General features: G+C 42.7%; 12 protein-coding genes and 1 pseudogene. 1 reads left to right on the forward strand and 12 read right to left on the reverse strand.

The features are described from left to right. The first annotated feature begins 2 nt into the window (after positions 1-2). Positions 3-1,493, forward strand: a complete 1,491-nt coding sequence (gene putP, locus AB3F25_RS04275) for a sodium/proline symporter PutP (RefSeq protein ID WP_109103596.1) — start codon at positions 3-5, stop codon at positions 1,491-1,493. 147 nt (positions 1,494-1,640) lie between these two features. Here the strand turns inward: putP and AB3F25_RS04280 are convergent. The 12 genes and pseudogenes from AB3F25_RS04280 to AB3F25_RS04335 form a co-directional block, all read right to left on the reverse strand. Further along, positions 1,641-2,350, reverse strand: a pseudogene (locus AB3F25_RS04280) (formate/nitrite transporter family protein). Between the two features lie 328 nt (positions 2,351-2,678). Next, positions 2,679-2,954, reverse strand: a complete 276-nt coding sequence (gene hybG, locus AB3F25_RS04285; protein ID WP_373604264.1) for a hydrogenase maturation factor HybG — start codon at positions 2,952-2,954, stop codon at positions 2,679-2,681. Positions 2,955-2,983: 29 nt separating this feature from the next. Beyond that, positions 2,984-3,493, reverse strand: coding sequence for a hydrogenase-2 assembly chaperone (gene hybE, locus AB3F25_RS04290; RefSeq protein ID WP_373604265.1), 510 nt, complete (start codon positions 3,491-3,493; stop codon positions 2,984-2,986). Between the two features lie 123 nt (positions 3,494-3,616). Next, on the reverse strand, positions 3,617-4,108 hold the full coding sequence (locus tag AB3F25_RS04295; RefSeq protein ID WP_373604266.1) for a HyaD/HybD family hydrogenase maturation endopeptidase: 492 nt from the start codon (positions 4,106-4,108) through the stop codon (positions 3,617-3,619). Then, on the reverse strand, positions 4,108-5,817 hold the full coding sequence (hybC, locus tag AB3F25_RS04300; RefSeq protein WP_373604267.1) for a hydrogenase 2 large subunit: 1,710 nt from the start codon (positions 5,815-5,817) through the stop codon (positions 4,108-4,110). Before hybC ends, AB3F25_RS04295 begins: the two co-directional genes overlap by 1 nt. Then, positions 5,817-7,043 carry a Ni/Fe-hydrogenase cytochrome b subunit gene (gene hybB / locus AB3F25_RS04305; RefSeq protein WP_373604268.1) on the reverse strand — a complete coding sequence of 409 codons (1,227 nt, stop codon included), beginning with the start codon at positions 7,041-7,043 and terminating at the stop codon, positions 5,817-5,819. Before hybB ends, hybC begins: the two co-directional genes overlap by 1 nt. Then, positions 7,036-8,076 carry a hydrogenase 2 operon protein HybA gene (hybA, locus tag AB3F25_RS04310; RefSeq protein ID WP_373604326.1) on the reverse strand — a complete coding sequence of 347 codons (1,041 nt, stop codon included), beginning with the start codon at positions 8,074-8,076 and terminating at the stop codon, positions 7,036-7,038. The genes hybB and hybA overlap by 8 nt, the downstream gene beginning before the upstream one ends. Positions 8,077-8,078: 2 nt before the next feature. Further along, positions 8,079-9,230 (reverse strand): hydrogenase 2 small subunit, encoded by a 1,152-nt coding sequence (gene hybO / locus AB3F25_RS04315; protein ID WP_373604269.1) that lies wholly within the window; start codon positions 9,228-9,230, stop codon positions 8,079-8,081. 317 nt (positions 9,231-9,547) lie between these two features. Then, complete coding sequence (gene trpCF, locus AB3F25_RS04320) at positions 9,548-10,981, reverse strand: bifunctional indole-3-glycerol-phosphate synthase TrpC/phosphoribosylanthranilate isomerase TrpF (RefSeq protein WP_373604270.1); 1,434 nt, start codon at positions 10,979-10,981, stop codon at positions 9,548-9,550. Between the two features lie 97 nt (positions 10,982-11,078). Continuing rightward, positions 11,079-12,080 carry an anthranilate phosphoribosyltransferase gene (gene trpD, locus AB3F25_RS04325; protein ID WP_373604271.1) on the reverse strand — a complete coding sequence of 334 codons (1,002 nt, stop codon included), beginning with the start codon at positions 12,078-12,080 and terminating at the stop codon, positions 11,079-11,081. Positions 12,081-12,096: 16 nt separating this feature from the next. Continuing rightward, entirely contained in the window at positions 12,097-12,483 is a 387-nt protein-coding gene (locus tag AB3F25_RS04330; protein ID WP_373604272.1) for a tautomerase family protein, read from the reverse strand. A gap of 56 nt (positions 12,484-12,539) precedes the next feature. Then, a complete protein-coding gene (locus AB3F25_RS04335) occupies positions 12,540-15,638 on the reverse strand; it encodes a type I restriction endonuclease subunit R (RefSeq protein WP_373604273.1) in 3,099 nt (1,032 codons plus the stop codon). Between the last annotated feature and the right edge of the window lie 131 nt (positions 15,639-15,769).

Consider the following 15,769-nt stretch of genomic DNA (forward strand, 5'->3'; position numbering starts at 1 on the left):
TTATGCAAATCTACATCACCTTTGGCCTCTATTTGGCAATTATTTTAGGCATTGGGTTATACGCCTATCGTTCCACCAAAAATTTTGACGATTACATTTTGGGTGGTCGAAAAATGGGAAGTTTTGTGACCGCCATGTCTGCCGGTGCTTCCGACATGTCCGGCTGGCTATTAATGGGGTTACCCGGCGCTATCTTCTTATCAGGCCTTTCCGAAGCATGGATTGCTGTCGGCTTAACCGTTGGTGCCTATTTGAACTATCGCGTTGTGGCAGGACGTTTGCGGATTTTCACTGAGAAATATAGTAATGCGCTGACCTTACCGGAATTTTTTGCACAACGTTTTCCTCGTCAGAAAAAAGCATTAAAAATTATTTCTTCAGGCATTATTCTCTTTTTCTTTACCATTTACTGCGCTTCCGGCGTGGTTGCGGGAGCGAAGTTATTCCAAAGCTTATTAGGCTTAGAATACTCCACCGCACTTTGGTTAGGGGCATTAGCGACTATTACGTATACCTTTATCGGTGGCTATTTAGCCGTTTCATGGAGTGATACTATTCAAGCCTCATTAATGATTTTTGCCCTGATTCTTGCACCGGTTATGGTATTGCTAAACATCAGCTGGGATGAAATCACAATGTCTTTGGAAGCAAAATCTGCAGTCACAGGTATTCCTTATAGCAACTGGTTACACAATGTTTCCGGTATCGGTGTTATCTCTGCATTGGCTTGGGGCTTGGGTTATTTCGGACAACCACACATTCTTGCCCGTTTCATGGCAGCAGACTCTGTCGCCTCTCTCGAAAAAGCCCGTCGAATCGGAATTTCTTGGATGTTCCTCTGCCTTGGTGGTGCCGTTGCAGTGGGCTATTTTGGATTGGCCTATTTCACCACCCAAAATATTGAACTATACAATGCAGAAGCAGTTTTCATTGAGTTAAGTAAAGCAATGTTTAACCCTTGGATTGTCGGCATCGTATTATCCGCGATCTTAGCAGCGGTCATGAGTACCCTGTCCGCCCAATTATTAATGTGCTCCGCTGCAATTACGGAGGATTTCTATAAAGGTTTCTTCCGTAAAGGAGCCTCAAGCCTTGAATTGGTCTGGGTCGGTCGTTTAATGGTATTGTTAATCTCAGTGGTTGCCATCGCTATCGCACAAGATCCAAACTCTAAAGTAATGGGCTTAGTTTCCTATGCATGGGCGGGTTTTGGTGCCGCATTCGGTCCAGTTGTTATCCTCTCTTTATTCAACCGCAATATTAGCTCCAAAGCGGCATTATGGGGGATGTTATCCGGCGCTATCACCGTAGTGGTCTGGAGTCCATTAATGAAATACTTGGGCTGGGAAGATTTATCTCACCTCTATGAAATCGTCCCAGGTTTCTTGGTCTGTTCTTTCATCACCATTACCTCTTCCGTGTTCGCCCCGGTGCATCCGAAAGTGATGGAACAATTTGATGCCGCTTTAGCTGAATTTGAAGCACGACGCTAAAAAAGTGCGGTCATTTTAAAATGTAAAATAGGGCGGAATTTCTGCCCTATTTTTATACATTTCTTATTTAATTATGTAAGTAAAAAATGATCTGCACCCCAAACGTTGGACTCAACATCCAACCATTGAGGTGCAGATTTTTTATGGCTAAATGCAATAATCTTCTTTTAACAGATGACGATAGGCATAAAGGTAAGAGGCACCCACAAATGCTGCACCGCCGGTCACATTGCCTAGAAAGACCGGAATCATGTTAAAGAAAAAGTGGTGCCAAGTGACATTCGCGCCGGCAAAAATGCCTGCCGGAATAATAAACATATTGGCGACAAAGTGTTGTAATCCAACAAGAACGAAGATCATCACCGGAAACCACATGGCAAGGATTCGGCCGGAGGTTTGTTTCGCGCCAAAATAGAACCAAATGCCCATACAGACCATCCAGTTACAGGCGATGGCGGAAAGAAAGGCTCGACCAAAATCCATTTGCACTTTGGCTTCGGCAATGGCGATAGTTTTTGCGGCAGCTGCACCTTCTGAAAGCCCGACATAAAGCTCACTCTTCTGGTTAAACGGCCTAATGCCATCATCATGTTGCCAGTGGCCAATTCACCGCCGCCGATTAAAATACAAATTAAACAAATTGGGAAGACTGCCGCGCCTAGCAGGGTGGCTAATCCACTCCATTCCGGTGGAATGCCGCTCACCACTTTTAAATAGGCCATATAACCAAAACTGACATAGCCACCGCCTAAAAAGCTTAAAATCGCCAGCGTTTTTAAGCGTCCTTCTGATTTTGCATAACTTTTTTCAATGACATCTTGTAAGATTTCATGGGGGTAAAGATCACGGTGTTGCATAGTTTTTCCTCTAATGAAATAAGATGGTAAAAATCTAGCAAAGCAAAAGAAAAAAACGAAAGAATTGTTAAATATATATACGGCGTTTTAGTTATAACGAAAGTGAATAAGCGTTGGGCGTGTCATTGTGCGGTGAATTTTAAAAACGTTTCGTAATTATGTAGCAAATGCACAAAACCATTTGAATTAAACATGAGTTTGCATCAAACGACAGCACCGCATTGAAAGCGGCTCCAATGCGGTGCTATTTTGCAAGGGTAATTTTAGCGTTGTGCAACTGCTACATAATTTCGAAATTTTGTGAAATTGGCCGCACTTTCGTTTTCTCTTAACGCTGATTCAACCCCAAAAAATCCCCCACTTCATGTTCTAACTGGCTCATAGCAAGCAAGGCTTCTTGGGTTTGTTTGGCTTCTTCTTCATCGATGATGCTCATGGCAAAGCCGACGTGAACGAGGACCCATTTACCAAGAAGAGGCTTTGGGTCGTCATCACAGATGAGGGAAATATTGACGTCACGTTGCACGCCGCATACATCCACGGTGGCGAGTTGTAGCGCGCTGTCGCCGATTTTGACAATTTGACCGGGCACACCTAAACACATAATTCATTCACTCCTGTTGAAAATTGCGCTTATTTTACCATCGCACGGAACAAGCTGCGACGATCCTGATCAAAACTCGGTGTTTTTGTCGGCATGGATAAAATCATACGAAGGCAATCTTGCGCGAGCTGAACGGCTTGTGCGTTGGAGAGCACCGCATTGAGTGGAGAATGAAGCGAGCAGCTCAAATATTGTGGAATTTGCGCTATACCGCTTACCGTAAAAGTGAGGGATTTGTACGGCAGTTGAATGGTCAGTTTATCGCCCAGCTCGCGCGGTTGCCATTGTTGCCCTTTACCGGGCAGAATGACAACGCTTAACATCCATGGCGTAACAACCGTGCCGATCCATTGGTTTTCAAATAAAACAAATTTCGGGCAATAGCATTTGATGCCGTGACGATAAAACGGCAAATCTTGCATTTCTTTGGAGACGGCTTCCATTGCCGATTGAAAAAGGGCAGAGGGATCCTGTTCAAAACCCGTTATTACACCTTCCAATGCGGTGCTATTTTCAAGTGTCTTTTCGTGTCGGTACATAAATTAATTGTGTTCGTTCTTCATTTATCAGGCGCTGCTAAGACAAGACCGCAACGGAAGTGCGAATCAGCACCGCATTGAATGCCTTCCTTAGGCTTGGGCAAGCGGAAGGAAGGCGTAGCGTTATGATAAATTTATCGAGAATTGATAGTTTTTCAAAACCTTTTCTAACGTTTCAAAAACCGCCGGAAATTGGTTTTGCACGATTTCACTTAAGGCGATTTGCGATTCAAGCGTTTCCGGTTGAATGCCAATTAAGCACAGATTTTTCGGGAATTCGTCGGTTAATTTCAAGGCGGATAGCACATCGCAAATACCAAGTTGATGCGGTGAAATTTTACGTGAGAAAAATACCGGCACTTGCTCATCGTGTAATACGATAATTTCGCCCGGTGCCTTGTTCGCCAGCACCGCGTCAACGATGATAATGTGCTCGCGATTTGCCATATCATCGAGCAATTCCATGCCGCAGGTACCGCCGTCCACTATATCAAAGTGCGATAGGATTTCAGGACGTTTTTCTAAGGCTTGAGCGATTCGTACGCCTACGCCTTCATCACCCAGTAAAATATTGCCGACACCTAAAATCAACGGCTTTCTTGCAATTTCAGCCATTAAAGCACCTTTATTTGTGTGACTTCGCCATTTTCTGTATTCACAACGTGCACTGCACAGGACATGCAAGGGTCGAAGGAGTGAATAGTACGCACCACTTCCAGTGGTTTGGTTGGATCCGCCACCGGCGTACCGATAATGGAAAGCTCGTAAGGCCCCATTTCGTCATTTTGGTTACGCGGCCCTGCATTCCAGGTGGAAGGTACTACGGCTTGATAATTTTCGATACGACCGTTTTTAATCACCACCCAGTGGGAAAGCATACCGCGTGGCACTTCACCAAAGCCGACGCCTTTAAATTCGCCCTCTTGTGGAATATCGGTTTTTAAGTAGGCCACAGTATCACCGGTGCCAATATTATCAATGAGCAATTGCCATTGTTGCGCCAAAATGTTGTTTAGCACACAGCAATGCACGGTACGGCCAATAATGCGTCCAAGAGTAGAGTGTAATTGATCAACGGAAAGCTCGTTGCCGGTTAAGGTCGCGTATAAGCCTTTGATGTGGTTGAAATGATTTAAGGTGTCTTTATTTTCGCTTGCCAAGTTACACATTAAATAAGCCAATGGACCGACTTCCACCACTTTGCCGTAGAAACTTGGAGCTTTCACCCAAGAATATTTGCCCTCATCTTGCCAACCGGTGTATTTCGGGCGGGTTAAACCGGCCCAAGGTTCGAGTGCTTCATCATCTTCATACCAAGCGTGTTTGCCGCTTTCTTTAATGCCTTTTACCACAAAGTCATCTTTTTGCTGGGTGATCGGACGGAAAGTAGTTAGGTCGAAGTTTTCGATATAACCGCCGGTTAATGCAAATTTAGAATTGTCTCCATCAATCGGGTATTCCGGTACGGAAAGATAGTTTCCGGAGGTTTTGCCTAAGTTTAGCCATTCCGGATAATAAGCAGCAATCACCGCCGCATCGACACGATAAACTTGGGTAACGAAATCATTTAAACGATCGATACAGGCTTTCACAAACATTAAACGTTCTAAGTTTAGAACGGATTGTGAATCCAAGTTGATTGGGTTGGCTACACCGCCGATGGCTAAGTTTTGAATGTGCGGTGTTTTACCGCCAAGCAAGGCTACAATGCGGTTGCAATCGCGTTGGCATTCCAACGCTTGCAAATAGTGCGCAACGGCGATGAGATTTACTTCCGGCGGTAATTTCATTGCCGGGTGACCAAAATAACCGTTGGCGAAAATACCGAGCTGTCCGCTATCCACTAAGGCTTGAATTTTTTTCTGTACGTTGCGAAATTCGTTCGCACTATTCAATGACCAAGTCGAAATACCTTTGAGCATATTTGCCGCTTTTTCAGGATCAGCCTGAAGCGCTGCGGTAATATCCACCCAGTCCATAGCAGAAAGTTGGTAAAAATGGACGATGTGATCGTGCATGCTATGAGCGGCTAAAATCATATTGCGGATATACTGTGCATTCACCGGTACTTTTGCGCCGATAGCATCTTCTACCGCACGCACACTGATGATGGCGTGTACGGTAGTGCAGACGCCGCAAATACGTTGCATAATCATCCATGCGTCACGCGGATCCGCACCTTTTACGATATTTTCCATTCCTCGCCACATGGTACCGGATGACCACGCATTAGTGACGACACCGTTTTCAATTTCACAATCAATGCGTAAATGACCTTCAATACGAGTAATCGGGTCAATGGAAATGCGTTTTTTTTCTGACATTATTCAGCTCCACTCATTTTTTTACTGAATGCCGCTTTTTCGGCAATAACTTTTTCGGAATCCTCTGTATGTTTTTCTTTGAAAACAGGAAGAACAGGGAATAAACGGATAATTAAAATATAGGCACAGACTTCAATGGATACAAAACCGATTGAAATTAATAATTCTTCGGCTGAAGGAAAATATTTATAGCCATTACCCGGATCGTACATAATCAGCGAATAGTTCATCCGCCATAATGCGGCGCCAAGTAACATACTCAATGCTGAAATAAATAACCAGCGGGAATCGGATTTTTTCTCGCCAAGGAAAAGGGTGAGTAATGGTAATACCATTAACCAAACTTCCATCCAGAACATCCACGCTTCGAATTTGTTCAATTTATCAAAGCCGAAGACTAAATGAAGTTTATTGTGGTAAATCAATTCGCCGAAACGTACAGCTAAGAAACAGAAAATTAAACCGGCAGTTACCCGTGCTAATTGAGTAAATAAATGACGTTCATCCGGGGTTTTACCTGCAAGACCGGCTTTTACCAATGAACCTTCAAAAATCACAATGGAAAAGCCCATAATAAAGGCGGTGAGTAAAGAGAGAATCGGCAACAACTCATAACTTTGCCATACATCGTGCACTTTATGACCCGCAACAATCATTAATGACCCCATGGAAGATTGGTGCATCATCGGTAACAAGGCACCCAAGGCAATAATGAAAAACATCACTTTGTTGAGTTTGTCAAACCATTTTTTCAAACCAAAGAAACCGAGCCATACCGGCGCAAATTCTAATGTCACCACGCAGATGTAGATGGTCATACAGAATGCGGTTTCAAATAACACGGAATTTGTGTTGAATTGCCCCGGCACATAGAAATACGGTAAATGCCAGTAACGTCCCATATCAATGGTAATGGATAAACCACCAAGAGAATAACCGAATAAGCTGGCTAACAGCGCGGGACGAACAAGACCGTGATATTTTCCTTTATTGAAAATATAGACGGTCCAAGCTAATGCCCACCCGCCACAAGCAAAACCGGTACCGACCAATAAGTCGAAAGCGATCCATAAACCCCAAGGATAACCACCGTTCAATGCGGTGACGGATCCGATACCGAATACCAGACGTTTTAGAATGAGCAATATGCAGATAATGGCCAACGGCGCAAAAAACAAAATGGCGGCAGAAATCAGACGACCGCCCACCGGACGTGGATTACTCATGATGTTCGTCCTCCGCTTCTTCAATTTCTTTACGAGCTTGACGCATCGCTTCTTTTTGTTTGGCGATACGTTCGGCGATTTTATCGCCATGCATATTTTTATAAGTCATAAAGGTAAGGCCGGCAAGGGCTACTAACGGTAGCGCTAAACCACGATATAAGAAGTGTTGTAAGTGAGCTGCGCGGGAACCGGTCGCGACTTCATCTAATTCCGGTAAGCCGAGATTAGTAAACGGCACACCGCTTAATGCAAGTACTTGAGTACCACCACCTTCTTTTTCACCATAAACGTGGAATTGATAAGCTGGTACAGTGGCGCGATATTTATCGTTGCTGTTCACGTGTTGGCGCGGATAATCATATTGGCTACCGCGTAACAACGTTAAACGACGTTTGGCTTCGGCCAATAGTTCTTCGCGTGTACCGAAGATAATCGCACCGGTTGGACAAACATGACAGCAACCCGGCAATTCGCCTTTGTCTAAGCGTTCCAGGCCTTTTTGGTTGCAAAGTTCACATTTGCTGATTTGACCGAATGGATTGTCGTAATCATATTTCGGTACATCAAACGGGCAACCCACCATGCAATAACGACAACCGGTGCAAATATCCGGATCGTATTTCACGATACCGGTTTTCGGGTCCTTAGTGAGAGCTTGAACGGGGCAAACCGCCACGCAGTTCGGATCGACACAATGCATGCATTGTTTTTTCACATAAGCGTAACCGTTTTCCGTTTGGTCTTTATTTTGTCCGTCGCCGTCTGACCAAACTTGAATGATATTACGAGTGAAGGGAGTGAGTTTGTCATTATTTGACCAAATTTGCTCACCTTTCGGATTCACCGGCGTACTATTTACTTGCTGACATTCCGCCACGCAAGCTTGGCAGCCGACACAAAGCGTGGAGTCATAAAGCATACCGAGCGCACCGGGAATGGGCTCAACAGCTTCTGTTGCTTGTGCATTGGATACAGGCAAAGAAGAGGCGATTCCCCCAAGCACACCGGCTTTAAGAAATTTTCGTCTATCCATCATTATTTACCTGTATGTTGGCGTTCGTTTTGTTCCGCATTGGCTTTTTTGCGTGCGTTATGTTGGATGCTGAGTTCACGCAACGTCACTACGCTCACGCCGGCAAGAATGGCGGCTGCGCCACCTAATAACGCAATAGCGCTCATGCTTGCACCTTCGCCTTCGGTATTATTGACATCCGGTTTTTCAACGCGCGGTGTTGGATTTTCAACGTTGGCCAACTGGAAAATACCTTTAGTAAAACCAATACCTTTATCGTTACAGCCATAACAAGGATGACCTATTCCCACCGGCCAGTTATTGCCGCCCACATCGCAGAACTCAAGAGTAGAGCAGTTGCCGTAGGTTTCCGGCCCTTTACAGCCTAGGTGATACAAACACCAACCGTGACGATGCCCGTAATCGCCAAACTCTTTAGCAAAACGCCCCGCATCGAAATGTGGCCGACGGTAGCAGTTCTCATGAATTAAACGATCATAGGCAAACAACGGACGGTTTAACTTATCCATTGCCGGTAATTTCTTATAAGTAATAATGTAAGCAACGGTTGCTAAGAAATTGTGAGGATTTGGCGGACAGCCCGGAATATTGATAATCGGTGTACCTTTCGGTAAACATTCTGCAAGACTTACCGCACCGGTCGGATTGCCGCCGGTTGAAGGTACGCCGCCCCACGCGGCACAAGAACCGATTGCAATCACTGCCGCTGCGCCTTTTGCCGCCTCGCGGATATGTTCGACGATAGGTTTTCCGGCGACCATGCAATAAATACCGCCGTCTTTTAATGGAATCGAACCATCTACCACAAGTACATATTTACCGTGATATTTATGAATTGCATTGTGTTTGTTTTCTTCCGCCTGTTCGCCAAATGCTGCTGAAAGCACTTCATGGTATTCAAGGGAAATCAAATCTAACACGAGATTTTCTACGGTAGGGTGGGTTGCGCGTAATAGCGATTCTGTACAACCTGTACATTCTTGCGCGCCAATCCACAACACAGGAGGACGTGAAGGCGAAGTCATCGCCGCGGTCATTTCCGCACCGGCCTTTGAGCTTAAGCCCATCGTTGCTGCAAGTGCGGTACATAATTTCATAAAATCACGGCGAGAAATATCCGCAAGAGCAGAAAAAACGCCTTCGTTATTGTTCATAGTATCACTCCAAAGACACACATTTTTTATGGTCATTGCAAAATGATATATGCATTTAATTATAAAAAATTTGATCGTTATCACGAAAAAACATATTTTGTAAAAAATATGTTCAATTTATGAATAAAATGTCGCCACAAATGCGATTAATTGTTATTTACATAAAATATTCAACGAATGATAAAAAGCTTGTCCAAAATAATTTCTTTTTTATCGAACTCTTAAAATAGCACCGCATTGAAATTGCTTCCAATGCGGTGCTATTTTAAGAGTTCAACAAATTCGTTAATTTCTTTCAGCAAATATTCAAATGCGATTTAAGCGAAAATTTTCTGAAAAACTAAATGTATTTGGGCTTTGTCTTTTACACCCGGCGAACTCTCCACACCGGAGTTCAGATCCACACCTAAACAACCTTGCTGAATGGCTTGCTCCACATTATCCGGCGAAATTCCTCCGGCCAAAATAATTTTGTGTTTTAGGTTTTCAGGAATCAGCGACCAATCGAATGTTTTGCCGGTGCCACCTTGTTGTCCGGCGGTTTGACTGTCGAAGATGTAACGCTCGACATTCAAATCATCGGCAAAATCAATCGCGTTTTGGGTTTCTGTATTCACCGAAACCGCTTTCCAAATTTGACAGAGGCCTCCTAATCGGGCTTTCAATGCGGTGCTGAATTCGGTGCTCTCCGAGCCATGCAGCTGCACCGCGTAAAGTTGTAATTGCCGGGCGATTTTCACAATAAAATCAATTTCTTGATTCTGAAATACGCCCACAAAACGAAGGGGCGCAGCAGTCACAAGTTCTTGCGCTTGACGTAAACTCACGCAACGTTTGGAATGTTCGACGAAGATTAATCCGCCGTAAAGTGCACCGTTTTCGTAAACGGTTTTGACATCTTGCGCGCGCGTTAAACCGCATACTTTGTTTTCCCCGAAAATCACGGCGCGAACCGCATTATTTAAATCACGACTTCCCATTAAGCTGCTGCCGATTAAAAATCCGTGCGCAACTTTTTGTAATTGACGAACTTGGCGGTGATTGTAAATGCCCGATTCGCTGATAATACGCACATCAGCAGGAATGCGATCGGCATATTTTTCCGTGAGTTTTACCACGCGATTTAAATCCACGCTTAAATCATGTAAATCACGATTATTCACACCGATAATTTTTGCACCGAGCGCAAGGGCGCGTTCAAATTCTTCTTCGTTGCTGGTTTCGGTCAGCACGCCCATGTCTAAGGAATGAGCGAGATCGGCAAGCACGCGATAGGTTTCATCATTTACCACGGAAAGCATGAGTAAAATCGCATCGGCTTGATAATAACGTGCGAGATAAACCTGATATTCGCTGATCATAAAATCTTTGCATAGCACCGGCTGGCTGACGATATTGCGCACTTGCGGCAAAAATTCAAAATTCCCTTGGAAGTATTTTTCGTCAGTCAAAACAGAAACGGCGGACGCATAATGTTTATACACGTTGGCGATTTCTTCTAAGTTAAATTCCGAACGAATCAGCCCTTTAGAAGGGGAGGCTTTTTTACATTCCAAAATATAAACCGGCTTTGTATGAGAACCTTTTGCTAATGCACCATAAAAAGAGCGGTTGGATTTTGTGATGTTTTTTTGAAATGCCGAAAGCGGAAATGATGCTTCTTTGGCTTTTACCCACGCGGCTTTATCGAGAACGATTTTTTGCAACACGGTGGCGGAATCAATAGGTTTGGAGAAGTCTTGGGTGATCATTATGTTACCTTTCCGGTAGGGTGTGTGAAATGATACATTTCACGCACGCGAATAACAAAATGGTGCGTGGATTTTACAAATCCACACACCCTACGAATTAATACTGCGTCAATTTCTGCAATGTTTCAAACGCTTTGCCACTTGCCAAGGTTTCCAACACATTTTGCGTATTTTGTTTGAGATCATCGTGACCGAATAATTTCAACAATAAGGCGGTATTTGCCGCCACCGCATTGGCGTGTTCAGGTTTGCCTTTACCTTGTAAAAGTGGGGTCAGCATTTGGGCATTTTCTTGCGGTTCGCCACCACGTAAGCTTTCAAGGGATTGCGTTTTCAAGCCGAAATCTTCCGGGGTTAAAGTAAAGTAGTGGATTTTGCCATTTTTCACTTCTGCCACCTGCGTTTCACCATGTAACGCCACTTCGTCCAAACCGGAACCGTGCACCACAAAAGTGTGTTCATGACCTAATGCCACGGCCGTTTCCGCATAGGTTTTAACTAATTTAGGGGCATACACGCCAAGCAGGCTGTAATTTGGGCGAGCAGGGTTGATGAGTGGGCCGAGAATATTGAAAATCGTGCGTGTTTTTAACGCCGCGCGAACCGGTGCTACATGGCGGAAGCCGGAATGATATTGCTGTGCAAATAAGAAACAGACGCCAATTTCATCTAAGGCTTGACGTGCGGTTTCAGGAGGAATGTTGACGTTGACACCTAATGCGGTAAGCACATCACTCGCACCAGATTTACTGGAAACGCTGCGATTGCCGTGTTTTGCGACTTTCGCGCCCATCGCTGCGGCAGTAATACAACTTGCGGTAGAAATATTAATGGTGTTTTGACCATCGCCGCCTGTGCCCACAATATCCGCAAAAGGATAATCAGGGCGCGGGAAAGGTTTCGCATTTTTTAACGAAGCCTCAACTGCGCCGCTGATTTCATCAATGGTGGCGCCACGTACTTTTAAAGCGATGAGCATGGCGGCGATTTGTTCGTTATTCAATTCGCCTTGCATAATGGCGTTAAAAATAACCGCACTTTCTGCTTTATCCAGTGCTTTTCCGTTATAAAGTTGTTCTAATAATTGGTCGTGCTGCATAAATTATTCCTTGTTCTTAAACATAAATATCATAATCCAAATCACGCGCTTCATCGCCCGTCATGCCACGGAAGCCCCAACAATGTGCCGGTTGTTCTTTAATGGTGATTTCCACATCATGAGCGCGAATGCCGAGTTTGTATTCAAGTTCGCTGAACAGCATTTTGATCAAGCGTTTTTTTGTCCCTTCCATACGCCCTGCCATTAAGTTAATTTCAATGACGGTGTAATCATCACTACGATCGAAAGGGTAGTAGAAATCGTCTTTTTCTAAACATAAAAAACGAATGGCGTGTTTGCCTTTTGGAATATCCAAGCCGAGATAAAGGCAATTATAGATCACATCTGCAATAGCTTGGCGACGTGGTGAAAGGCTGTTTTTGAGTCCGTAAATGGTAATCATGTTATATCCTTGTTTATGTTATGTTATGTTATGTTTTATAAATATATTGCCGTTTATTAAAAGGTTCCACCCACACCCATAAATTTTTCTACAAGATTGGCAACTTTTTGGAAAATACTTTGTTTTTTCTTGAGATAGTTTGGGTTTGTTAATGGGCTCATTTTCGGCAGTACGTTATTGAGATCAGTCCCGTTTTCGCTGGCATAACCACGTTTAAGAGAAGCTGAAATATAGCGTTTTGCCTCGGTTTCATTGAGCTTTTCTTCGGTAATTAATGCAGAAATTTCTTTTTTCTGTTCTTGTTGTGCAAAAGTAAAGAAAGCTTCAATGATATTTGCTTTATCTGAAATTACATCTAAATCCGTTTGATTAATAAAATCCACAATCAAACTTTCTTTTGCTCGGTTTCCTAGGCTTGCTCGAATGATAGATCGAATTTCATCGATGAGTTCAGATTTATTTTTCGTTTTCTTATTGCGTTCGAAAATCAATTCTAAGATGTAATCCAGATTGATTTCTTGGGATTTTAATAAATCTACTTCAAACACTACATCGTCCCAATCAATCGTCGATTTTGCTTTTTCCTCGCCATCTTTTTGACGACGGAGCCAATCCCGAATATCGTTGTAAGTCGAACGGTAATTTTGAATGCGGCGTTCGCTTGGCATATTAATGGGTTGCATTTCAGCAAAAGCTTCATCGGTTAAATAATATCTTTCTTTAAAGGCTTCAACGGCTTTTGCATCGCTGGTATCGAGTGATTGAAATGCTTGCAAAGCGGCGAATTCGTCATAATTTTGCAGAATATTTTCAACCCGCAAATATTCACCAAATAATTTCACAAAGTCTTTCTTATCTTTTTCCGTTTGAATTTCACTTGGATCAGGAAATTTTTCTTTTAGCTCAGTCACAATATCAACATATCCACGGCAAGCAACACCGGCATCGGTAAAGCCTTCCATATATTGTTGATAACTTTTTTCCAGCACGACATTGCGTGTATTGGACTTACCGAAAAGCGTAATGGCATCAATAGTGTCTTGTTCCAAATCGCGGAAGGTCACGATGTTGCCAAAACTTTTAGTGCTGTTATAAATGCGGTTTGTGCGTGAATAAGCTTGAATCAAACCATGGTAACGCAAGTTTTTATCTACAAATAACGTGTTTAACATCGGCGCATCAAAACCGGTTAAAAACATCCCAACGACAATCAATAAATCCACTTCTTTATTTTTGACGCGTTTGGCTAAATCACGATAGTAGTTCTGGAAAGATTTACCATCCACATCGTAATTTGTCGCAAAATAGTTGTTGTAATCGACAATGGCTGATTTTAAAAATTCTTTGGCAGTAGAATTCATCGCTTCCACTTCAAAACTTTCATCCGCAATATCCCCAATGGCGTCTTGTTCTTCATTGGCGGCAAAGGAAAAAATTGTCGCAATTTTAAGTGGATTTTTGATCGCACTTTGTAACCGTTTGAACGTTTCATAATAGATTTTAGCCGCATCGACACTGCTTACGGCAAACATGGCATTAAAGCCATTGTTACCCGCATTAAAACGATGGGTCTTTTGTTTGAAATTGTCTAAAACATATTGGGCAATTTGCTCGATACGTTTAGGCTGTAAAAAGGCTTGTTTTTTCTCGAGTTTTGTTAGCTCTTCAAGATTTTTTTCAGTTTCAATGTTTTTAAATTGTGGCCGTACATCATTGTAATCCACTTTAAATTTCAGCACTTTTTCATCACGAATTGCATCGGTGATAATGTAAGAGTGGAGTTCAACGCCAAAAACACTTGCTGTAGTTTCAGCACCTAATGCGTTAGTTGGAAAAATTGGTGTGCCGGTAAAACCAAATTGATAGTATTTTTTAAATTTTCTTGTTAGATTTTTTTGCGCTTCACCAAATTGAGAACGATGACATTCATCAAAGATAAAAACGACCTGTTTATCGTAAATCGGTAATTTATCTTCCGATTTCATCAGGTTATTGAGTTTTTGAATGGTGGTAACAATGATCTTATTGTCATCTTTTTCGATATTACGTTTTAATCCTGCCGTACTTTCCGAACCATTCACGCTATCAGGCGAAAAGCGTTGGTATTCCTTCATGGTTTGATAGTCCAAATCCTTTCTATCTACCACGAAGAATACTTTTTCAATAAAGTCTAATTCCGTTGCAAGGCGTGCAGCTTTAAAGCTGGTGAGGGTTTTGCCGGAGCCGGTGGTGTGCCAAATGTAGCCGCCACTTTCTTTATTGCTCCAATTTTTAACCAAATAAGAACTTTTAATTTTCCATAAAATACGCTCGGTGGCGGCAATTTGATACGGGCGCATAATCAATAGGGTGTCGGAAACATCAAACACGCAGTAATTCACCAACACATTGAGCAGAGTATGTTTTTGTAGAAAAGTCTCTGTAAAATCCTTTAAATCTTTAATCAGAGTATTTTTCGCTGTTGCCCAATTCATTGTGAAGTCATAGCTGTTCTTATCTCGCTTGGTGGTATTGGCAAAGTAGCGGGTATCTGTGCCATTAGAAATGACAAAAATCTGAATGTATTTAAAGAGCGAATTTTCTTTATTGAAACTTTCTTTGCTGTAGCGATGAATTTGATTAAAGGCTTCACGAATAGCCACACCGCGTTTTTTCAATTCAACATGCACAAGCGGTAAACCATTCACCAAAATCGTCACATCATAACGATTGTCATAGCTACCGGTTTGCTCAAATTGATTGATGACTTGTAGGGCGTTATTGGCAAGATTTTTCTTATCTAGTAGATAAATATTCTGAATGCGTCCATTATCAAACACAAAATCATAAATATAGTCATCATGAATTTTACGGGTTTTCTCAATTAGACTATCACTGGGTTTATCCAAATACTCCTCTAAAAAACGTCGCCATTCTGCATCGGAGAAAACAACATTATTCAACCGTTGTAATTGAATACGTAAGTTTTTAATCAGTTCATCGTGATTATTAAGTCCTTGTAAATACTCATATCCTTGCTTCTGTAAATCACGGATAAATTCACGCTCAAGACTCCCTTCTGTTTGGTAGCCTGCATTGGGTTCTTCAACAAACTTTTTGTATTGATCTAAAACGATAAAATGGTTGGATTCGGCGATGGTTTTGTATTGGGTCATGAGTGGTTCCTTAATGCTTTTGCTTTTTTAGTTTTTGTAGGGTGGGCTTTAGCCCACCGTTTTATTTATGATGGTTAATTGGTGGGCTAAAGCCCACCCTACGATATCTATGGTATCTAAAACGATAAAAT

This window comes from Aggregatibacter sp. HMT-949 (genome assembly GCF_041734645.1).
Classification (GTDB): Bacteria; Pseudomonadota; Gammaproteobacteria; order Enterobacterales; family Pasteurellaceae; genus Rodentibacter.